Origin of the sequence: Aquitalea aquatilis (genome assembly GCF_005155025.1) — a bacterium.
Classification (GTDB): domain Bacteria; phylum Pseudomonadota; class Gammaproteobacteria; order Burkholderiales; family Chromobacteriaceae; genus Aquitalea; species Aquitalea aquatilis.
The window spans coordinates 1,473,048-1,492,636 of the sequence record NZ_CP039731.1; the positions used below are offsets into that span (position 1 = coordinate 1,473,048).

Sequence of the window (19,589 nt, forward strand, 5' to 3'; positions counted from 1 at the left end):
CGGGTGCGGTGCTATGATGGCAAACTGAACTTTCGTCCGGACCCCCATGCTGAATCGCCGCCCCCGCCGCCAAATGAACCAGATGAACGTGGTGCCGTATATCGACGTCATGCTGGTGTTGCTGGTCATCTTCATGGTGACTGCGCCCATGTTCACGCCAGGGGTAATCCAGGTGCCCAGCGTATCGCAGGCCGCCGCACTGGATCAGCCGCCACTGGAGGTGGTCGTGGAGATGGGCAATAAGGTGCATATCAAGGATGGTGACAAGAGCATTGCTGCCAATGCCGACGATCCAGATGCGCTGGCGAAGCAGGTAGCCGCCCAATTGGCAGGTGCCGACCGCCCGGTGGCCATCTCTGCCGACAAAGACCTCAAGTATTCCGAAGTCGTGGCGGTGGCCGATGCCTTGCACAAGGCCGGCATCAAGCGCGTGGCCCTCACCGTCAAGCAGCAGAATCATCAGTAAGGCATGAAGCGCTCCGACTCCTCCCTCTCCGGCTCATTACTGGCCTCGCTGCTGTTCCACGCCCTGGTGGGTGGCCTGCTGCTATGGGCCGGCTTGAACAGCCAGCAGCCGGTCAAGGAAGTGCCGCTGGCGCTGGAATTGTGGAGTAGCGCGCCGCCGCCGCCCGCAGTGGCCGAGCCGGTGCCCGCCGTGAAAGCTGCGCCTGCGCCCCCCGTGCTGACCCCGCCGGCCCCGCCGCCGGAACCACCGGCCGAGGTCAATCTGGGGGCGAAGAAAAAGCCCGAACCCAAGCCGCCGCACCAAGTAAAACCACCAGCAGAGCATGTCAGCAAGCCTGCGCCGGTGCAAAAGCTGTTGCCGGAAAAAGCCAAGCCGGAACTGGTAAAGAAAGTGGAAACGGAGAAAAAGCCGGAGCCGCCGAAAAAGCAGGATAAGCCAGCAGAAAAACCGGTGAGCAAGCCGGCCACACCGGCTGTCGCCGACAAGAAAGCGGCCAAAACCCCGCCGCCAGAGCAAGCGGGCAAGGGCAGCAAGCAGTCGAAAACCTATAGCAACGAAGTCGATGACGCGCTGGCTACGCTGGACAGCCCGAATACCGGCCACAAGGCCAATGCTCGCAGCACGCAGGCTGGTAGCGCCAATGGCATGGCCGGTGGCTCTATCAATGGTTCGGCCGCAGCCAAAGGCGGCTGGATCGACAAGGTCAAGGCCAAGGTGACGCCGCTGGTGCAGATTCCGCCGGATGTGTCCGGCAATCCCAAAGTCGTACTGCTGGTTACCTTGCTGCCCACGCTGGAAGTGAGCAAGGTGCAGCTGATCAGCCGCAGTGGCAACAATGCCTATGACGAGGCAGTGCAGCGTGCCATCTGGGAGGCGCGTACCTTCCCCAGCCTGCCGGCCGGGGCCAATTTCAACGATGGCTATCGCCAGTTCAAGATGGAATTCCGCCCCCGCTCCTAGCGTGGGGCGGGTAATGGCCGAAGAATCACTGCTTATTCACGAAATTTCGTATCAAGAGGGAACTCATGCCGCGCATCCGTACTCTGTTTAAGGCATTGCTAATGTTTGCCTTGCTGGCCAGCACCGGCGCCCGCGCTGAAATGACCATCGAAATCGTCGGCGGCGGCGCCAGCAAGCACGCCATCGCCGTGGTGCCGTTCAAGGATGAAACCACACGCCTGCGCGAAGCGCTGACACCCATCATCCGCAGCGATCTGGAGCTGTCCGGCGCGTTTCGCATGGTGGATGGCGCGGCCGTTGCCAATGTGCCGGTGGAGCCGGCGGATGTCCGTTACCCGCTGTGGCAAGGTGCTGGCGCGCAGTCCATCGCCATCGGCAAGGTCGAGGCAGTGGCCGGCGGACAGGTGAAGATCAGCTTCCGCTTGCTGGATGTGGCGCAGAAAAAGCAGCTGACTTCCGGCGAGTTCACCGTGACGCCAGACCGTGGCCGCGAAGTAGCGCATACCATCGCCGACATGATTTATCAGGCCATTACCGGGCAGAAGGGCATTTTCAATACCCGGGTGGTGTATGTGCTGAAAAACGGCCGCAACTATATGTTGCAGGTGGGGCTGATCACCGATGTGGACAGCAACCGGGCGCAAACCATTCTGCGCTCGAAAGAGCCGATCATCTCGCCCAGCTGGAGTCCGGATGGCCGTTATCTGGCTTATGTTTCGTTTGAAAGCAAGAAGCCGGTGGTGTGGGTGCAGGATCTGGCCACCGGTCAGCGCCGCGCCGTGGCCAATTTCAAGGGCAGCAATTCCGCCCCGGCCTGGAGCCCGGATGGCAGCAAGCTGGCAGTGGTGCTGACCACCACCGGCAACTCGCAGATTTATCTGGTGAATACCCTGGGCGGTGCACCGCGCCGCCTCAGCTATAGCGATGCGATTGATACCGAGCCGGCGTTTACCCCGGATGGCAGCCAGATCTACTTTGTGTCCGACCGCACCGGCGGGCCGCAAATTTATCGCATGGCTGTCAGCGGTGGGGCCGCCCAGCGCGTTACTTGGCAGGGTAGCTACAACGTTTCGCCGCGTGTTTCACCGGATGGCCGCACGCTGACCTTTATCCGGCGCGAGGCCGGCCGCTTCCGCGTGATGGCGCAGGATCTGGCCACCGGCGATGTGCGTGCGCTGTCGGACAATGGTTTTAACGAACGCCCCAGTTTCGCCCCCAATGGCCGCATGGTGCTGTATGCCAGCGATGCCGGCGGCAAGAGTGTGTTGTACGCCACCACGCTGGATGGCAGCAGCAAGGTGAAACTGGCAGTAATCAATGGCGAAGTGCAGGACCCGTCATGGGGCCCTTTCAATAATCCGCAATGATGTAATGCATTCAAATCCAAGGAGTGAAGGCATGAACTGGAAGCAACTCGTACTCGGCACCGCCACCGTCACCCTGCTGGCCGCCTGCGCCAGCACCAAGCCGGCCCCCGTGGCACCGGCAAGCAATAATGGCGCTGCCAGCAGCAGCCAGACCACCGCCCCGGTGGATACCGGCAGCAGCGACATGAAGTCGGTGCAGGGCGATCCGCTGCACGATCCGAACAGCCCGCTGGCCAAGCGCAGCGTGTATTTCGACTTTGACTCGTCCACCGTGAAGAGCAGCGACAAGCCCACCGTGGAAGCCCATGCCGGCTACCTGAAGGATCATGCCGACCGCAAGGTGATCATTCAGGGCAATACCGACTCGCGGGGCAGCCGTGAATACAATCTGGGCCTGGGTCAGCGCCGTGCCGAGGGCGTGAAGCGCTCGCTGGAAGTGCTGGGCGTGAAGGACAGCCAGCTGGAAGCAGTCAGCCTGGGCAAGGAAAAGCCGAAGGCAACCGGCAATACCGAAGCTGACTTCGCCGAAAACCGCCGCGCCGACATTCTGTACAACGGCGAGTAAAGCGGGCGATACGGGCTGCCCGCATGGCGGCCCGCCGCCGGCACGCATGCAACAGGCCGAACATCAGTCCATGGACATCCGCGGGCTGCTATGATGTTCGGCCAACCTGTATTCAACGGACCGAGAACTGCCCCATGAAACGGCTTGCCCTCAGCGCGGCGCTGCTGCTGACCCTGTCAGCCTGCGCCACCACCAGCGACATCGAAGCAACCCGCAACCAGATCGATCAGGTCAATCGCCAGGCCAGCGCCAGATTGTCCGAAGTGGAAAGCAAGCTGTCCAACGAGAAGCTGCTGGAAATGGTCAATCAGGTAGACAGCCTCAAGGCAGAAGTCGCCAAGCTGCGCGGTGAAGTGGAAGTGGCCAATTACAATCTGCAAACCACGCAGAAGCGGCAGAACGATCTGTATAACGATCTGGATGGCCGGCTGTCCCATCTGGAGAGCGCCGGCAAGGAGGCCGCAGCCCAGCAGGCTGCCAGCCAGCCCGCCGCCACGAGTGCCGCTGCAGCCGATACCCAGACCAGCCCCGATTACGACAAGGCACTGAACCTGCTACGCGCCCGCGACTTCCCCAAGGCCACGAGCGCGCTCAGCCTGTATGTGCAGCAGAACCCGAACACACCGCAGGCGGTGGATGCCTTGTACTGGCTGGGTGTGGCACATACCGCACAGCGCCAGTACGATGCCGCCATCGAGATACACCGCCGCTTTGCCGAGCAGTTTCCCGACAATCCCAAGGCACCGGATGCGCTGCGCAATGTGGCCAACTGCCAGCGTGACCTGGGACAGGCCGACAGCGCCAAGACCACGCTCAAGCGGCTGATCAAACTCTATCCATCTAGCTCCGCCGCGCAGAAGGCGCGCGAGCAACTCGCCAAAATGTAAGCCCTTACCGCCCGGCCGCGCTTTGCGCTGGCTGGGCGGCTGCTCATCCCATGATGCTACCTGCCCCCCTTGAGCTGGCCAGCTTTGGCCTGCTGGCCACGGCCTTGCTGCTGCAAAGCCTCAGCTTGCCGCGCTCCTCGCTGCTTGCCGGTGTGGCGGCCATTGTACTGGCCGTCTGCAGCGGCCTGCTGCAGCCTCTGGGCTTGTTGGCGGTGCTGCTGGCCGGCGGGCTCAGCTATGCGGTTTATCGACGACCCCGCGCCGAATTGCGGGTGCTGTGGATTGCCCTATTGCTGGCCCTGGCGCTGCATGCCTTGCCCGGCTTTGATAATCCCTTGCTGTGGCAGGGCAGGGTGACACCCAATAGCGAGGTGTACCGGCTGTTCTGGAGTTTCGACAAGGGCGTGGCCGGCTGGCTGCTGTTGCTGGGCCTGCACGGTGCGCCGCACCATGGCCGGGCCTGGGGCAGTACCGTCGCCGCCGTGGGTGCATTGTTGCTGCTGCTGGTACTGGGGCTGGCGCAGGAAAGCGGCATGATTGCCTATGCGCCCAAGCTGCCGGTCTGGCTGCTGCCCTGGCTGTTTGCCAATTTCTTTCTTACCGCCCTGCCGGAAGAAGCGCTGTTTCGCCACGGGCTGCAGCGCTGGCTGGAAAACCGGGTAGAACCACTGCCGGCGCTGATTGCCGCCTCGCTGCTGTTTGGTGCCGCACATGTGGCCGGTGGCTGGGGCTGGGTGGGGCTGGCCACGCTGGCCGGGCTGGGCTATGGCCTGATCTATGCCGCCACCCGCCAGGTGGCGCTGGCTGCACTGGCCCATCTGGCCTTCAATACCGCCCACCTGTTGTTGTTCACCTATCCACGGCCGGGCTGAGGGGTGGGTGGCAAATCAGCACAGTGCGATAAATGTCTTGATATCAAAATAAAAAACCATTCCGGCCCACCCCTGCTCTCAGGTAAAATCACGTCTTTATTCCTCCCTGAGCTGCACCGCCATGATTGAAGTTGGCATCGTGATGGGTAGCAACAGCGACTGGGAAGTCATGCAGAACGCCGCTCGCGTACTGAAGGACTTCGGCGTTGCTTTTGAAACCCGCGTCGTCTCCGCCCACCGTACCCCGGACCTGCTGTTCAACTACGCCGAAACCGCTGCCGCGCGCGGTCTGAAAGCCATCATCGCCGGTGCTGGCGGTGCTGCCCACCTGCCGGGCATGCTGGCGGCCAAGACCCACCTGCCGGTGCTGGGCGTGCCGGTGCCGTCCAAATACCTGCGTGGCGAGGATTCGCTGCTGTCCATCGTGCAAATGCCCAAGGGCATCCCGGTGGCCACCTTCGCCATCGGTGAAGCGGGTGCTGCCAATGCCGCGCTGTTTGCCGTGGCCATGCTGGCCAATGCCGTGCCGGAACTGGCGGAAAAGCTGATTGCCTTCCGCAAGCGCCAGGAAGAAACCGTGCTGGCGATGTCGCTGCCGGAGGTCGAGTAAATGGCTGCCATCCTGCCGCCGTCCATGCTGGGCATCCTCGGCGGTGGCCAGCTGGGCCGCATGTTCGCCGTGGCCGCCAAGACCATGGGCTACCGGGTAACGGTGCTGGACCCGGACGCCAACGCGCCGGCTGCCCAGTTTGCTGATGTACACCTGTGTGCGCCCTTCAATGATGCTGCTGCACTCAAGACCCTGGCGCAGACCTGTGCCGCGGTCACCACCGAATTCGAAAACGTCAACGCCGACGCCATGCGCGAACTGGCCCGTACCACCCGCGTGTCGCCCTCGGGCGACTGTGTGGCCATCGCCCAGGACCGCATCGTCGAAAAATCGTGGATCAACAAGGCCGGTCTGCCGACTGCGCCTTATCTGGCCATCGAAAGCGTCGAAGACATCCAGGTCGAGCTGGCGCCCTATCTGCCCGGCATCCTGAAAACCGCCCGTCTGGGTTACGACGGCAAGGGTCAGGTACGGGTCAGCACGGCAGAAGAAGCCCGTGCCGCCTATGCCAATCTGGGTGGTCAGGCCTGTGTGCTGGAAAAGATGCTGGAGCTGAAGCTGGAAGTCTCGGCCATTGTCACCCGCGTCAGCACCGCGCAGATCGCCGTGTTTCCGGTGGCGGAAAACAGCCACGAAAACGGCATTCTGGATGTGTCCATCGTGCCGGCGCGCATTGCCCCGGCGCTGGCCGCATCGGCCCAGCAGATGGCGCAAAGTCTGGCCGAAGCGCTAGACTACGTTGGCGTGCTGGCCGTGGAATTCTTTGTGCTGGCCGATGACAGCCTGGTGGTGAATGAAATCGCCCCGCGCCCGCATAATTCCGGCCATTACACCCTGACCGCCTGCCTCACCGACCAGTTCCAGCAGCAAGTGCGTGCCATGTGCGGCCTGCTGCCCGGCCGCACCGACCTGCTCAGCCCGGTGGTGATGGTGAACCTGCTGGGCGATGTGTGGAAGGAAGACGGCCGCGAACCCAACTGGGACGTGCTGGCCGAAGCCCCCAACGCCCAGCTGCACCTGTACGGCAAGAAGCAGGCACGCCCAGGCCGCAAGATGGGCCATTTCAACGTGATGGCCGCCACTGCCGACGAGGCGCTGGAACAGGCTGAAGCGCTGAAGGATACGCTGTAAGCAGCAATCGGCACTGTTGGCATGGCTGCCAGCGGTGCCGCCAAGTTTTCAATATCGCCGATGGCCCCACGATGGCCTGATGGCCCAGCTCGCAAGCAAGGACGTGTCATGACCGGACTCAATACCACCAATCTGAAAAGCCTGAAGAAAATCTACTCCGGCAAGGTACGCGATCTGTACGAGATCGACGACAAGCGCATGCTGATGATCGCCACCGATCGTCTGTCCGCCTTTGACGTGATTCTGGATGATCCCATCCCGGCCAAGGGCCAGATTCTGACCGCCATTTCCAATTTCTGGTTTGAAACCCTGAAGGACGTGGTGCCCAACCACCTGACTGGCGACAAGCCGGAAGACATGGTATCCGCGGAAGACCTGCCGCAAGTGGAAGGCCGCGCCGTGGTGGCCAAGCGCCTGAAGGCTGTGCCGATCGAAGCCGTGGTGCGCGGCTATCTGGCTGGCTCCGGCTGGAAGGAATACCAGAAGTCCGGCACTGTGTGCGGCATCGCCCTGCCGGCCGGTCTGCAGGAATCCAGCCAGTTGCCCGAGCCCATCTTCACCCCGTCCACCAAGGCGGCAGTGGGCGATCACGACGAAAACATCAGCTACGAGCAGTGCGTGGAGATCGTCGGTGCCGAACTGGCCGCCAAGGTCAGTGCCACCGCCATCCTGCTGTACAAGACCGCAGCCGAATTCGCGGCCAAGCGCGGCATCATCATCTGCGATACCAAGTTCGAGTTTGGTCTGGATGAAGACGGCACCCTGGTGCTGATGGATGAAGCGCTGACGCCGGACTCCAGCCGCTTCTGGCCGGCCGACAGCTATGCCGCCGGCAGCAATCCGCCGTCCTTTGACAAGCAGTTCGTGCGCGACTGGCTGGAAGCTTCCGGCTGGAACAAGCAGGCTCCGGCCCCGGCCGTACCGCTGGATGTGCGCGAGAAGACCGCGGCCAAGTATCGCGAGGCGCTGGAACGGCTGACCGGCAACTAAGAGCCGCTAACAAAAACCCTGCTGCGGCGTTGCGCCACCTTGCCGTACCTTGTGTACTGTCTGCGTCGGCGCGCCTTGCCCCAGGGGCGCTGCGCTATTTTGTTAGCCGCTTTAAGTGATCCACCGAATCATCGCTAGAGCAAACGCCCGGCCTGTCCGGGCGTTGTTACGTCTGGCATGCTGCTTGAGTCACTCATGGCCTGCGCTTACACTCACAGGCCATCCTCCCTTGCCAGACGCCGCCATGACCACCATCCAGCCAGTTCTTGCCACGTCCCGCCTGCAGCTGCTGCCCGCGCACATCGGCCTGGCGCGTGCCATGCTGGATTATCAAGTGCGCAACCGCCAGCACTTTGCCGCCTGGGACCCCAAGCCCGGCGACATGTTCTTTACCGAGCTGTACTGGACCATGCAGCTGCGCCAGCAGGCGCTCAGCTGGGAGCAGGGCCGGGGAGCGCGTTTTTTGCTGACCCAGCCGGAGCAGCCACAGCAGATCGTTGGCACGGTCAGCCTCAGCAATATCGTGCGCGGTGTGTTTCAGGCCGCCCACCTGGGCTATGGCATCGACCACACCCTGCAAGGGCAGGGGCTGATGCATGAGGCGGTAACGGAAGTCATCCGCTTTGCCTTTGCCGACTTGCGTCTGCACCGCCTGCAGGCCAATTACCAGCCGGCCAATGCCCGCAGCGCCGCATTATTGCAGCGACTGGGCTTTGTCGAAGAAGGGCTGGCGCGCGATTACCTGTATATCAACGGCCAGTGGCGCGACCATGTGCTCACCTCGCTCACCCATTCCGGTTTCGATCCGCAACAGATGCTGGCCTGAAACCGCATGGCGGTTGCCAGCCACGGCAAAATCATGTTTTCTGCTAACTGATGCCGCCAATGGGGCGCGGCGGCGGTGCAGTCCCCACACCCCGGCAGTCTGGCACCCGGCTATACCGCGCCGGCAAGCCAGACGCCTTATTTCTGCGAGGAAAACATGGAGCATTTCGATCTGCTGGCGGCCGATGGCCACCGCATTCATGGCTGCCGCTGGCTGCCACCCACCGGGCAGGCGCTACGCGCCGTGCTGCTGATCGCCCACGGCATGAGCGAATATGCCGCCCGTTATCAGCCGGTGGCACAGCTACTGGCGGCACAAGGCATTGCGGTCTACGCCCATGACCATCGCGGCCATGGCCCGCATGCCGCCCATCAGGGCTGGTTTGCCGCCGAGCATGGCTGGGACAAGGTGGTAGGCGATGTGGAATGCGTGCGCCGGCACGCAGCGGCGCAGCATCCGGACCAGCCCTTGCTGCTGTTCGGCCACAGCATGGGGTCCTTTATCGCGCGCAGTTATTTCCTGCAGTACGGTGACAAATTGTCGGGCTTGCTGTTGTCCGCCACCGGCTATCGCCAGCGCCCGCTGGCACGTGTGCTGCGTGCCGTGGCCAGGCTGGCAGGACGCTTGGGCGGCATGAATGCACCCAGCCGTTTCATGGCAAGGCTGGTGTTTGGCAGCTTCAATCTGGCTTTTATTCCCGCACGCACCAGCATGGACTGGCTGTCACGCGATCGTACGCAGGTGGATGCCTATATTGCTGATCCGCTGTGCGGCTTTGATCCCACTCCCGGCTTATGGGTAGACCTGTTCGGCGGCATCATCGCGCTGGAGCAAGGAGAGGCCGCCGCCGCAGGGCGCTTGCCACGGCATTGTCCGGTGTATCTGCTGGCCGGTAGCCGCGATCCGGTCAGCCATGGCCGGCTGGCGCTGGGGCAGCTGGAAATCCGTTACCGCGATGCCGGGCTGATCGACATCCACAGCCACGTCTATCCGGGCGGTCGTCACGAAATGCTCAACGAGAGCAATCGCGCCGAGGTCGTACAGAATATGCAGGTGTGGCTGGACCGGGTGATCAAGCGCTAACGCAGCTGGTTTCAGACGGGGTGGGCGACATGCCACAGCCAGGCTATCCAGCCGCCCCAGGCCAGCCAGTGCAGCAGCACGATCAGCCAGAATGTCAGCTGGTAGCTGCGCTTGCTCGACTTGTGCTGCAGCCAGTGTTGCCCCAGCAAACCACCCGGCCAGCCGCCCAGCAGCTCCAGCCAATGCAATAGTTTTTCCGGCGTGCGGCGACCATGGTGAATAGCCTGGCGCTTGTCCCAGCCATACACGGCAAAGGTCAGCACACTCATGCCGAGGTAAAACAACAGCGGCCAGAACAGACTGTGGGTGAGTGCAAAGCTACCGGCCGCCAGCAAGGGCGGCAGGGCAAGCAGATTGGCGAGTGGGCGGGGTAGGGACATGGTGCTTCCGAGCAAAAAACACAGTGTAAGCAGCCTGCCAGCGCACGCCAAGCAGGGAGCATCGCCTACTGCTGGACCAGCAGCCTGCGCTGCTGATGGTGAGCACCATGCAGGGTAGGGCTCATGATGCAGATAACCAGGGTGGTGCAACAAAGCCACCCAATACTTTTTCCAACTGGGCTGCGACATGCAGCAAGGCATCGTCTTGCCAGCGCTTGCCTATCAGTTGCACGCCGAAGGGCAGGCTATCGATGCAGCCGCTGGGCAGCACCACGACCGGGTTGCCGGTGACCGAGAACGGAACCGTCATGGACAGCGTTGCTTCCAGATAAGGCAGCATGCTGCTGCCAACCCTGACTCTGGGTGGAGGCCGGTGCGGTGGCATGGCCTGACCGGGATAGGGCTGGACCGGCGCTACTGGGCAGAGCACGGCATCCCACTGATCCAGGAAGTTTTCCAGCGCGCTGATCAGTTGCTCGCGCTGGTTCAGCGCCTGGTTGTAGAGGTGCAGATCCAGCGCCAGTCCCCTGCTGAGACTGTGGGAAATCGCATGTCTGGTTGGCAGGACATGTCGTAGCCAGCTGCCCAGCTTGGCTTGCCAACCGGGCAGGCCAAGGCCGACCTCACTGCCGGCCAATAGGCCGAATGTTTCCCAAGCGGTATGGAGATCGAAGTCGGCTGGCGCGCAACGCACCACGTGCAGGCCGGCAGACCGGAGCCTTGTTTCCACCGCATGTAACCCAGCCTCAATCGCCGGGCTGCACGGCGTGGCGAAATCATCCCACAGTGCAAGGCTGAGTCCTGTCGGCGGCGCGATGTCTGGCGTTAGCGCGGCCGGGGTAAATGGAATAACAGTCGAATCCATGCCATCTGGACCAGCAATCAGGCGATAGCCCAACTGCAAGTCGGCCACGCTGCGCGCCAGTACTCCCATCGACAGCATGTGCCACACACTGCGGCCGGTTTTGCCCAGATGAGCCGGCAGGTGAGGAATATGTCCGGTGCGAGGGATGCGGCCCTCGCTTGCTTTGAGCCCGGCAATGCCGCAGTAAGCGGCAGGGATACGGATGGAGCCGGCAAGATCACTGCCGATTTCCAGCAGAGAAAAGCCGGCGGCAATGGCAGCAGCCGCCCCGCCGGAGCTGCCGCCGGGTGTCCGCGCCAAGTCCCACGGATTGTGTGTGAGGCCGAATAGCGGGCTCCAGCAATGCGGTGCTCCAGCCAGTTCGGGCAGATTGCTTTTGCCCATCAGAATGGCACCGGCGGCACGCAATCGAGCTACCACGGTGGCATCTGCCGTGGGCTGATAGTGTTGCAAGGGCCGGAAACTGGCGGTGGTGCGCAGATCACGGGTACAGAAGCTATCCTTGATGCTGACCGGCAGCCCCTGCAGCGGCGGCAAGCGCATACCCCGCTCCCGGTACGTATCCATGGCAGATGCTGCTTGGCGTGCCGGCTCCCGGTTGAGGGTAATCAGCGCATTGAGCATGGGGTTGTACTGGTCAATGCGCTGCTGGCAGGCATCGACCAGCGCCGAAGTGGTCAAGCGGCCATCCTGTAGCTGTTGCAGGGCGGTGGTGGCGGTCAGCCTGCTCATGTCCAGCAGGGCGGAGGCAGCTAGCTTGTCTGGCATGGGACTTCTCCGGGAGAGGGCAGGCGCAATGCTCTGGGCGTGCCGGTAGCTAAGTGCATGGTGCTAGAGGCTGAACCGCTGCCATGCAAGAAACAGCCAACAGTTGCATGGTGCCGCCAAGACCATGGGTATAACAGTCATGGATGACTGACCTTGCGGTCGGCGCTGCGACACGCGTACTTGCGTGTTAATTGACAGCTTACTTACTAGTAAGTATTGTCGAGCGACAATAATCCATGCCATGCCGGCTAATGACCGGCTGCTGAACCATAATCAGGGCGAGCGCCTGCTCGCCACGTCGACGAGGACGAAACATGACTGCTTATCCGCATTTGCTCTCCCCGCTGGATCTGGGCTTTACCACGCTGAAAAACCGCGTCTTGATGGGCTCCATGCACACCGGGCTGGAAGAAGCGCCTGGTGGCTTCGACAAGATGGCGGCTTTTTATGCCGAGCGCGCCCGTGGCGGCGTCGGCCTGATCGTGACTGGCGGCGTGGGGCCGAATGCCGAGGGCTGTGTGGCCGAGGGGGCCTCCATGCTGGCCGATGAGCAACATGTGCCGGACCACCGCAAGGTGACTGACGCCGTGCATGCGGCGGGCGGCAAGATTGCGCTGCAGATTCTGCACTCCGGCCGCTACAGCTTTCAGGAAAAATGCGTGTCGGCCTCGCCATTGATCGCGCCCATCAATTTCTACCGTCCGCGCGAGCTGTCTGATGCCGAGGTGTGGCAGACCATTGCCGACTTCGCCCGTTGTGCCGGCCTGGCGCAGCAGGCCGGCTATGACGGCGTGGAGGTGATGGGCTCGGAAGGCTATCTGATCAACCAGTTCATCGCCCGTGCCACCAACAAGCGTACCGATGACTGGGGTGGCAGCTTTGCCAACCGCATCCGCTTTGCCATTGAAACCGTCAAGGCGGTACGCGCCGCGGTGGGCAGCGATTTCATCATCATCTATCGCCTGTCCATGCTGGACCTGGTGCAGGACGGCAGCAGCTGGGACGAGGTGGTGCAGCTGGCGCAAGAGATCGAGCGCGCCGGTGCCACCATCATCAATACCGGTATCGGCTGGCACGAAGCGCGTGTCCCCACCATCGCCACCATGGTGCCGCGTGGCGGCTTTGCCTGGGTGACCAAAAAGCTGATGGGCAAGGTGAACATTCCGCTGATCACCACCAACCGCATCAACACCCCGGAAGTGGCCGAAGACATCCTGGCCAGCGGCTGTGCCGACATGGTGTCGATGGCGCGCCCCTTCCTGGCCGACCCTGATTTTGTCAACAAGGCGGCTGCCGGCAAGGCCGCTGAAATCAATACCTGTATTGGCTGTAATCAGGCCTGTCTGGACCATATCTTCCAGGGCAAGCTCACCAGCTGTCTGGTGAATCCGCGTGCCTGCCGCGAAACCGAACTCAATTACACCCCGGTGACCCAGGCCAAGAAGCTGGCGGTGGTCGGGGCCGGCCCGGCCGGGCTGGCGTTTGCCACCATTGCCGCCGAGCGCGGCCATCTGGTCACGCTGTTCGATTCCGCCAGCGAAATCGGCGGCCAGTTCAATGTGGCGAAGAAGATTCCCGGCAAGGAAGAGTTTTTCGAAACCCTGCGTTACTTCGCACGGCGCATCGACACCACCGGTGTCACGCTGCGGCTGAACACCCGCGCTGATGCTGCCATGCTGAAAGACTTCGATGAAGTGGTGCTGGCCACCGGCATCGCACCGCGCCTGCCGCAGATCGACGGCATCGATCATCCCAAGGTGCTGAATTACCTGGACGTGCTCAAGCACGGCAAGCCGGTGGGCAAGCGCGTGGCCATCATCGGTGCGGGTGGCATCGGTTTTGATGCTGCCGAATTCCTCACCCATGAGGGCAAGTCGACTTCGCTGGACGTGGCCGCTTTCATGCGCGAGTGGGGGGTGGATATGAGTGTGGAACAGCCTGGCGGCCTCAGCCCGCAAGGCCCGCAGCCACATGCCAGCCCGCGCGAGGTGTATCTCTTGCAGCGCAAGCAAAGCAAGGTGGGTGATGGCTTGGGCAAGACCACCGGCTGGATTCATCGCGCCAGCCTGCAGATGAAAAAGGTGAAGATGCTGTCCGGCGTCAGCTACCACAAGATCGACGATGCCGGCCTGCATGTCAGCATCAAGGACGAGCTGCAGGTGCTGCCGGTGGATAACGTCATCATCTGTGCCGGGCAGGATCCGCTGCGCGAACTGCAGCAGCCCTTGCTGGATGCCGGCAAGACCGTGCACCTGATCGGCGGTGCCGATGTGGCGGCCGAGCTGGATGCCAAGCGCGCCATCAATCAGGGGGCCACCCTGGCGGCAGCCATCTGATCAGGCTGTGCTCCGGTCCTCATCATGAAAAATCCCCGCCAGCTGCTGCGGGGATTTTGCTTGCTGCTATGTAGTGTGCTTACAGAAAGTGGCGTAGCGTGTCTTCCAGATTCTTCTCGTTCAGCCGCCCCAGCAGGCTGCCCACCTGCTTGCCATTGCGATCCAGGATAATGCTGTAGGGCAGGGCACCGGCCGGGTTGCCCAGCGTGCGCAGCAGGCTCAGCGTATCGCTGTCGCCCAGTACGATGGGGTAGCTGATTTTCAGCTGGCGGGCGAAGTTGTAGGTTTCCGTCTTGTTGTCCAGCGCAATGCCCACAACCTCCACCCCTTTGGGGGCCAGTCGTTCGCGCAGGGCATTGAGCATGGGCATTTCTTCGCGGCAGGGGCCGCACCAGGTCGCCCAGAAATTCACCAGCACCACTTTGCCTTGGTAAGCACGTAGCGAGACGGAATTGCCGGTCTGGTCGGTGAAGCGGGTTTGCGCCAGCGTGGGGGCGGCCAGCGTGCTCAGTGGCAGCAGGCAGAGCAGGGCGGCCAGCAGGCTGGCGCGCAGGGTGGTCGGGCTCATGTGGCCTCCATCGTGAAGAGTGGCAAGTGGTAAGGGGAATTTCACCCGGATGGTTTTGGAGCAGCGGCCTGCGGCCAAGTTTCATGTCTGGCGGGCAAAATGCGGCCTGTTGCCCCGGTCGCTGCTGGCATATTGCGCCGGCAGGGTACTTGCATGGCAACGATACGCGCTTCATCCTGCAGGGTCGATGCGGCCGAGCCAGGCTGGCCAGTGTGGCATTATGCCAAACAGGATGAGCTGAAGCATTCCTTCATCCTGAAGGCTTGAATTCCCTGGCTCCAACCCCCACCATAGATCAATTCGCAGCAAGTCATCCACCGTCTAGGGGAACCCATGACCGTCCCACATCTGTCCACTGCACTGACCGGCCCCCTGCTGGAACTGGAAAGTCGCATTCTTACCGCCCAGCCCCACATCGAGCACTGGTTCCGCAGTCAGTGGCATAACCACGCCGCACCGTTTTACGGCTCGGTCGACTTGCGCAACAGCGGTTTCAAGCTGGCCCCGGTGGACATGAATTTGTTTCCCGGCGGACACAACAATCTCAATCCGGATTTCCTGCCCTTGTCCATCCAGGCGGCGCAGGCTGCCGTGGAAAAGGTCTGTCCGGAAGCGCGCAGCATCTTGCTGATTCCGGAAAACCACACCCGCAATACCTTCTATCTGCAGAATGTGGCCACACTGGTACACATTTTCGAGCAGGCCGGCCTCAAGGTACGGCTGGGCACGTTGAACCCGGAAATCACCGAAGTCACTGAGCTGACCAGCGCCGGCGGCGACATCGTCAAACTGGAACCCATCCTGCGCCAGGGCAACCGCCTGAAGCTGGCCGACGGTTTCAACCCCTGCGTGGTACTGCTCAACAACGACTTGTCCGGTGGCATCCCCGATATCCTCAAGGATCTGGAGCAGAATCTGCTGCCGCCGCTGCATGCCGGCTGGGCCGTGCGCCGCAAGAGCAACCACTTCACTGCCTACGACCAGGTGGCCGATCAGTTCGCGCAGCTGATTTCCATCGACCCGTGGATGATCAACCCCTACTTCGTCAACTGTAACGGGCTGGATTTCCATGCCCGCCAGGGCGAGGATGCACTGGCCGAATCCGTGGCCAGCACGCTGGACAAGATCGCCGCCAAATACCGTGAATACGGCATCAAGAACGACCCCTTTGTCATCGTCAAGGCCGATGCCGGCACCTATGGCATGGGCGTGATGAGCGTGAAGAGCCCGGAAGAAGTCATCGGCCTCAATCGCAAGGCGCGTAACAAGATGTCGGTGGTGAAAGAAGGGCTGGAAGTCTCCGAAGTCATCGTGCAGGAAGGGGTCTACACCTTCGAAACGGTAGAAGACGCCGTGGCCGAACCGGTGGTGTACATGATGGACCGTTTCGTCACCGGTGGTTTCTACCGCGTGCATACCGGCCGTGGCATTGACGAAAACCTCAACGCACCGGGCATGCAGTTTGTGCCGCTGTCGTTTGAAACCCCCTGCCTGCCGGACAAGCATGGCTCGCCGGACTGTGCGCCCAACCGCTTCTATGCCTACGGCGTGATTGCCCGCCTGGCGCTGCTGGCAGCCGCGCTGGAGCTGGAAAACACCGACCCCGAGCGCGACTGAGGCCATGAAGCAGCTGCGCGGCCTGTTGCTACTGCTGTTGCCCATGCTGGCAACAGCAGCCAGCTTTGACTGCAGCAAGGCGGCGAGTGCTACCGAGCAGGCCATTTGCAGCCAGCCGGCGCTATCGGCGCTGGACGAGCAATTGGCCGCTGCCTATCGACAGCACAATCAGCAAGGCCTGCTGCAGGACAATCAGCGCCAGTGGCTGGCCGGACCGCGCGCCGAGTGCAAGGCCGATGTTGCCTGCCTGCAAAGCCGTTATCAGCAGCGGCTGGAGCAATTGCAGGGTGCAACGCTGATCCGTCAGCGCATCGACAATGCCGCGCCGGCCTATCGCTTTGATATCAGCTTGATCAACTGGGGCGAACGCGACTGGGCGGCCGAAGGCCCGGCGCTGATCAACATCATCGACAAGCGCAGCCAGCGCCAGCTGCAGCAGCTGCGGCTGGACAATGTGTATATGGCGCGTGGCGACGATGGTAAGCCGCTGGTCAATTCGGCGCGGCTGTATGATTTTCAGGGCGTGATCAATGTGGCTGACTTCGACTTTGATGGCCATGCCGATTTCGCCGTACAGAACGGCAATGACGGCCCCTATGGCGGCCCCACCTATAGCGTGTATCTCTACGACAGCACCAGCAAGCAGTTTGTATTGAGCGATGAATTATCGACGCTGACCGCCGAAACGCTGGGCATGTTCCAGGTGGATGCCAAACACAAGCGGCTGAGCACCTTTGCCAAAAGTGGCTGCTGTTACCACGAAACCACCCACTACCAGTTTGATGCCCGCCACCGCCTGCAGGCGGTGGAGCGGCTGATTGAAGACGCGCAGGACCCGGCAGGCAAACAGGTGCGGGTGACCCGCGAAACCCTGGTCAACGGCCGCTGGAAAACATCTACCCGGCGCTATGCGCTGGATGCCTACTATCATCAATGAATCCGATGGCCGTCAGCCGGCCCGCCAGTGCGTGCTGGCGAAACCCTGGAGAGCACTATGCGTATCCTGTTCATCGCCGACCCGCTGGAACAGTTCAAGATTTACAAGGACACCACCTTTGCCATGATGGAAGAGGCGGCGCGACGCGGCCATGCCATCAGCTATGCCCAGGCGCACCAGCTGTCGGTGGAAGGCGGCCGCCTGCTGGTGGATGCCCGTGGTCTGACTGTCACCGACGAGCGCAAGGGTGACCATCCGGCCTGGTACAAGCTGGACGATGTACACCGCCAGCCGTTGACCGCTTTCAATGCGGTGGTGATGCGCAAGGACCCGCCGTTCGACATGGAATACCTGTACGCCTCGCAGCTGTTCACGCTGGCCGAGGCACAGGGCGTCAAGGTATTTACCAGCGGCCAGGCGCTGCGTGACTTCAACGAAAAGCTGGCCATCCTCAATTTCCCGGAGCTGACGGCCCCCACCATGATCACCGGTGAAACACCACGGCTGAAGGCCTTTATCCGCCAGCATCTGGACGTGATTCTCAAGCCGCTGGACAGCATGGGCGGTGACAGCATTTTCCGGGTGACGCCAAACGACCCCAATCTGTCGGTGATTCTGGAAACCATTACCCTGCGCGGCAAGCGCACCATCATGGCGCAGCGCTATATCCCGGAAATCCGTGATGGCGACAAGCGCGTGCTGGTGATTGACGGCGTGCCGGTGGACTACTGCCTGGCGCGCATTCCGGCGGCGGGCGAAACCCGTGGCAATCTGGCGGCTGGTGGCCGTGGCGAAGCCCGCCCGCTGAGCGCGCGCGACCGGGAAATCGCCGAAGCGGTCGGCCCGGAGCTGAAAAAGCGCGGCATCCTGCTGGCCGGGCTGGATGTCATCGGCAATTACCTGACCGAAGTGAATGTCACCAGCCCCACCTGCTTCCGCGAAATCATGGACCAGACCGATATCAATGTCGCCGGCCTGTACATCGATGCACTGGAACGCGCCACCGCACATTAAGCCTTGCCATCAGCCTGTCATCTGCCGGCGGCAACATCGCCGCTGGCAGGGGCTGGCTCGCTTGCCCGGCTGGCCGGTAGCGCTTAACATGCCGCTCGCCGGGCCGGCACAATGCCACCCGCCATCCGCGCAATCACTGGATCTGACATGAGCAAGCATGAGGAAAGCCCGTTCAAGGGCAAGACCGGCGTCCGCCGGCTGATCAACGCCTTCGGTTACTCGCTGGACGGCATCAAGGCGGCCTGCCGTCACGAGGATGCCTTTCGCCAGCTGGCCTTGCTGGCCTGCATCCTGATTCCCTGTGCGCTGTTCCTGGTGCCGGCCAGTCCGCTGGCACGGGCCATGCTGGTGGCCAGCTCGCTGGCCACCCTCATCATCGAATTGCTCAATTCCGCCATCGAAGCCGCGGTCGATCACACCTCGCTGGAGCGCCACCCGCTGGCCAAGCGTGCCAAGGACATGGGCAGCGCCGCCCAGCTGCTGGGTTTGATCAATCTGGCAGCGGTATGGCTGCTGGTGTTGTTCGGGCGCTAACGCCGCAAGCCGCAGCGCGACAGAGACTGCGCCAGCAGCGACAGCAGGCTGGCCAGCAGGAAGGCGCTATGGCTTTCCAGTCGTGGCAGCAGCAGTACCAGCGTCAGGCAGAATGCAGCAAAGGAAAAGCGTCCCAGCAGCATGCCACGCAATAGCGTCTGCACCGCAGCAGGCCCCTGTGCCTGCTGCATCGATACCGCCATCACCACCCCCAGCAGTGGAAATACCGCCAATACGCCGCTCCAGGCTGGCCCCAGTCGGTGCGCGGCTGTACTCACCCCCAGCGTCAGCACGGCAGCGGCCAGCATGCGCAGCCACAGCCGGTCGGGGCTGCTGCTGTCCAGCGCTGGTTTGGGTGGCCGTGGCAGCAAGACGTAATTGCCACTGACGCTGAGTGCCGCGATACCCAACGCCAGCAGGAGCGAGGGCGTCAGTTGCTGCAATAGCAGCGCGGCCAGCAGCCAGCCACTCAGGGCCGCAACCAGCGCCACTGGCCAGTGTTGGCGACTGGCGGTGCGGGCATAGATCAGGTTGAACACTTCGGATGCCGCAATGGCGGCGATGGCTTGCATGGCGGCCATGGCAGCAAAGGCCTTGCCCTGCTCGTGCGCCAGCAGCCACAGAATGGGGCCGGCGACGATGGGCAGGCCGGACAGCCAGCCGGCGAAGCCGGGGCCGCGGTAACGTGCCACCAGCGACAGCAAGTACAACAAGGTGGGGATCAGGGTCAGTTTGAGCAGCAGCATGCAGTGGACCGGTAACAACAGCCGGCTCAGCATAGCATGTGAATGGCATGGCTCGCCTTGTCGGGCT

20 protein-coding genes are annotated in these 19,589 nt (G+C 62.3%); 16 read left to right on the forward strand and 4 right to left on the reverse strand.

Annotated features, from left to right (window positions below; genetic code table 11):
- The first annotated feature begins 46 nt into the window (after window positions 1-46).
- The 11 genes from FAZ30_RS06715 (at window position 47) to FAZ30_RS06765 (ending at window position 9,757) form a co-directional block, all read left to right on the forward strand.
- On the forward strand, window positions 47-466 hold the full coding sequence (locus tag FAZ30_RS06715; protein ID WP_124645180.1) for a biopolymer transporter ExbD: 420 nt from the start codon (window positions 47-49) through the stop codon (window positions 464-466).
- A gap of 3 nt (window positions 467-469) precedes the next feature.
- Window positions 470-1,426: a TonB C-terminal domain-containing protein gene (locus FAZ30_RS06720; protein ID WP_137009150.1), complete on the forward strand. Its 957-nt coding sequence runs from the start codon at window positions 470-472 to the stop codon at window positions 1,424-1,426.
- 101 nt (window positions 1,427-1,527) lie between these two features.
- Entirely contained in the window at window positions 1,528-2,793 is a 1,266-nt protein-coding gene (gene tolB / locus FAZ30_RS06725; RefSeq protein WP_233578634.1) for a Tol-Pal system beta propeller repeat protein TolB, read from the forward strand.
- Window positions 2,794-2,824: 31 nt separating this feature from the next.
- Complete coding sequence (pal, locus tag FAZ30_RS06730; protein WP_124645177.1) at window positions 2,825-3,358, forward strand: peptidoglycan-associated lipoprotein Pal; 534 nt, start codon at window positions 2,825-2,827, stop codon at window positions 3,356-3,358.
- Between the two features lie 134 nt (window positions 3,359-3,492).
- Window positions 3,493-4,245, forward strand: coding sequence for a tol-pal system protein YbgF (gene ybgF, locus FAZ30_RS06735; RefSeq protein ID WP_124645176.1), 753 nt, complete (start codon window positions 3,493-3,495; stop codon window positions 4,243-4,245).
- Between the two features lie 50 nt (window positions 4,246-4,295).
- A complete protein-coding gene (locus tag FAZ30_RS06740) occupies window positions 4,296-5,117 on the forward strand; it encodes a CPBP family intramembrane glutamic endopeptidase (protein WP_124645175.1) in 822 nt (273 codons plus the stop codon).
- A gap of 121 nt (window positions 5,118-5,238) precedes the next feature.
- Window positions 5,239-5,727, forward strand: a complete 489-nt coding sequence (gene purE / locus FAZ30_RS06745; protein ID WP_103523042.1) for a 5-(carboxyamino)imidazole ribonucleotide mutase — start codon at window positions 5,239-5,241, stop codon at window positions 5,725-5,727.
- Window positions 5,728-6,858, forward strand: a complete 1,131-nt coding sequence (locus tag FAZ30_RS06750) for a 5-(carboxyamino)imidazole ribonucleotide synthase (protein WP_124645174.1) — start codon at window positions 5,728-5,730, stop codon at window positions 6,856-6,858. It abuts the gene before it with no gap.
- Between the two features lie 108 nt (window positions 6,859-6,966).
- On the forward strand, window positions 6,967-7,848 hold the full coding sequence (locus tag FAZ30_RS06755; RefSeq protein ID WP_124645173.1) for a phosphoribosylaminoimidazolesuccinocarboxamide synthase: 882 nt from the start codon (window positions 6,967-6,969) through the stop codon (window positions 7,846-7,848).
- Window positions 7,849-8,092: 244 nt separating this feature from the next.
- The gene (locus FAZ30_RS06760) at window positions 8,093-8,674 is read left to right on the forward strand and encodes a GNAT family N-acetyltransferase (protein WP_124645172.1); all 582 of its coding nucleotides are present in this window, start codon (window positions 8,093-8,095) and stop codon (window positions 8,672-8,674) included.
- A gap of 75 nt (window positions 8,675-8,749) precedes the next feature.
- Window positions 8,750-9,757 (forward strand): alpha/beta hydrolase, encoded by a 1,008-nt coding sequence (locus tag FAZ30_RS06765; protein ID WP_246043415.1) that lies wholly within the window; start codon window positions 8,750-8,752, stop codon window positions 9,755-9,757.
- Window positions 9,758-9,768: 11 nt separating this feature from the next.
- On the opposite strand, the gene FAZ30_RS06770 is transcribed toward FAZ30_RS06765, so the two are convergent.
- Window positions 9,769-10,137 carry a DUF1294 domain-containing protein gene (locus FAZ30_RS06770; RefSeq protein WP_124645171.1) on the reverse strand — a complete coding sequence of 123 codons (369 nt, stop codon included), beginning with the start codon at window positions 10,135-10,137 and terminating at the stop codon, window positions 9,769-9,771.
- 121 nt (window positions 10,138-10,258) lie between these two features.
- On the reverse strand, window positions 10,259-11,770 hold the full coding sequence (locus FAZ30_RS06775) for an amidase (RefSeq protein WP_199731088.1): 1,512 nt from the start codon (window positions 11,768-11,770) through the stop codon (window positions 10,259-10,261).
- A 314-nt stretch (window positions 11,771-12,084) separates the two neighbouring features.
- Between FAZ30_RS06775 and FAZ30_RS06780 the strand changes: the two genes are divergently transcribed.
- A complete protein-coding gene (locus FAZ30_RS06780; protein WP_137009152.1) occupies window positions 12,085-14,106 on the forward strand; it encodes an NADPH-dependent 2,4-dienoyl-CoA reductase in 2,022 nt (673 codons plus the stop codon).
- Between the two features lie 79 nt (window positions 14,107-14,185).
- Here FAZ30_RS06780 and FAZ30_RS06785 read toward each other — a convergent pair whose 3' ends face one another.
- Complete coding sequence (locus FAZ30_RS06785) at window positions 14,186-14,674, reverse strand: TlpA family protein disulfide reductase (protein WP_137009154.1); 489 nt, start codon at window positions 14,672-14,674, stop codon at window positions 14,186-14,188.
- A 333-nt stretch (window positions 14,675-15,007) separates the two neighbouring features.
- Here FAZ30_RS06785 and gshA point away from each other — a divergent pair, with 333 nt between their 5' ends.
- The 4 genes from gshA (at window position 15,008) to FAZ30_RS06805 (ending at window position 18,776) form a co-directional block, all read left to right on the forward strand.
- Complete coding sequence (gene gshA / locus FAZ30_RS06790; RefSeq protein WP_137009156.1) at window positions 15,008-16,291, forward strand: glutamate--cysteine ligase; 1,284 nt, start codon at window positions 15,008-15,010, stop codon at window positions 16,289-16,291.
- A 4-nt stretch (window positions 16,292-16,295) separates the two neighbouring features.
- Window positions 16,296-17,228 carry an XAC2610-related protein gene (locus tag FAZ30_RS06795; protein WP_137009158.1) on the forward strand — a complete coding sequence of 311 codons (933 nt, stop codon included), beginning with the start codon at window positions 16,296-16,298 and terminating at the stop codon, window positions 17,226-17,228.
- 57 nt (window positions 17,229-17,285) lie between these two features.
- Entirely contained in the window at window positions 17,286-18,242 is a 957-nt protein-coding gene (gene gshB / locus FAZ30_RS06800; RefSeq protein WP_124645166.1) for a glutathione synthase, read from the forward strand.
- Between the two features lie 147 nt (window positions 18,243-18,389).
- The gene (locus FAZ30_RS06805) at window positions 18,390-18,776 is read left to right on the forward strand and encodes a diacylglycerol kinase (protein WP_124645165.1); all 387 of its coding nucleotides are present in this window, start codon (window positions 18,390-18,392) and stop codon (window positions 18,774-18,776) included.
- Here FAZ30_RS06805 and FAZ30_RS06810 read toward each other — a convergent pair.
- The gene (locus FAZ30_RS06810; RefSeq protein ID WP_137009160.1) at window positions 18,773-19,522 is read right to left on the reverse strand and encodes a hypothetical protein; all 750 of its coding nucleotides are present in this window, start codon (window positions 19,520-19,522) and stop codon (window positions 18,773-18,775) included. The two genes, FAZ30_RS06805 and FAZ30_RS06810, sit on opposite strands and share 4 nt — an antisense overlap.
- Window positions 19,523-19,589: the final 67 nt, after the last annotated feature.

Excerpts from the sequence above, each read along its gene's own strand:
- gshB (WP_124645166.1), top strand. The coding sequence starts at position 17,286 with ATGCGTATCCTGTTCATCGCCGACCCGCTGGAACAGTTCAAGATTTAC.
- pal (WP_124645177.1), top strand. The coding sequence starts at position 2,825 with ATGAACTGGAAGCAACTCGTACTCGGCACCGCCACCGTCACCCTGCTG.
- FAZ30_RS06720 (WP_137009150.1), top strand. The coding sequence starts at position 470 with ATGAAGCGCTCCGACTCCTCCCTCTCCGGCTCATTACTGGCCTCGCTG.
- tolB (WP_233578634.1), top strand. The coding sequence starts at position 1,528 with ATGTTTGCCTTGCTGGCCAGCACCGGCGCCCGCGCTGAAATGACCATC.
- FAZ30_RS06805 (WP_124645165.1), top strand. The coding sequence starts at position 18,390 with ATGAGCAAGCATGAGGAAAGCCCGTTCAAGGGCAAGACCGGCGTCCGC.
- ybgF (WP_124645176.1), top strand. The coding sequence starts at position 3,493 with ATGAAACGGCTTGCCCTCAGCGCGGCGCTGCTGCTGACCCTGTCAGCC.
- FAZ30_RS06775 (WP_199731088.1), bottom strand. The coding sequence starts at position 11,770 with ATGCCAGACAAGCTAGCTGCCTCCGCCCTGCTGGACATGAGCAGGCTG.
- FAZ30_RS06740 (WP_124645175.1), top strand. The coding sequence starts at position 4,296 with ATGATGCTACCTGCCCCCCTTGAGCTGGCCAGCTTTGGCCTGCTGGCC.
- FAZ30_RS06755 (WP_124645173.1), top strand. The coding sequence starts at position 6,967 with ATGACCGGACTCAATACCACCAATCTGAAAAGCCTGAAGAAAATCTAC.
- gshA (WP_137009156.1), top strand. The coding sequence starts at position 15,008 with ATGACCGTCCCACATCTGTCCACTGCACTGACCGGCCCCCTGCTGGAA.
- FAZ30_RS06770 (WP_124645171.1), bottom strand. The coding sequence starts at position 10,137 with ATGTCCCTACCCCGCCCACTCGCCAATCTGCTTGCCCTGCCGCCCTTG.
- FAZ30_RS06785 (WP_137009154.1), bottom strand. The coding sequence starts at position 14,674 with ATGAGCCCGACCACCCTGCGCGCCAGCCTGCTGGCCGCCCTGCTCTGC.
- FAZ30_RS06750 (WP_124645174.1), top strand. The coding sequence starts at position 5,728 with ATGGCTGCCATCCTGCCGCCGTCCATGCTGGGCATCCTCGGCGGTGGC.
- purE (WP_103523042.1), top strand. The coding sequence starts at position 5,239 with ATGATTGAAGTTGGCATCGTGATGGGTAGCAACAGCGACTGGGAAGTC.
- FAZ30_RS06780 (WP_137009152.1), top strand. The coding sequence starts at position 12,085 with ATGACTGCTTATCCGCATTTGCTCTCCCCGCTGGATCTGGGCTTTACC.
- FAZ30_RS06810 (WP_137009160.1), bottom strand. The coding sequence starts at position 19,522 with ATGCTGCTGCTCAAACTGACCCTGATCCCCACCTTGTTGTACTTGCTG.
- FAZ30_RS06760 (WP_124645172.1), top strand. The coding sequence starts at position 8,093 with ATGACCACCATCCAGCCAGTTCTTGCCACGTCCCGCCTGCAGCTGCTG.
- FAZ30_RS06795 (WP_137009158.1), top strand. The coding sequence starts at position 16,296 with ATGAAGCAGCTGCGCGGCCTGTTGCTACTGCTGTTGCCCATGCTGGCA.
- FAZ30_RS06715 (WP_124645180.1), top strand. The coding sequence starts at position 47 with ATGCTGAATCGCCGCCCCCGCCGCCAAATGAACCAGATGAACGTGGTG.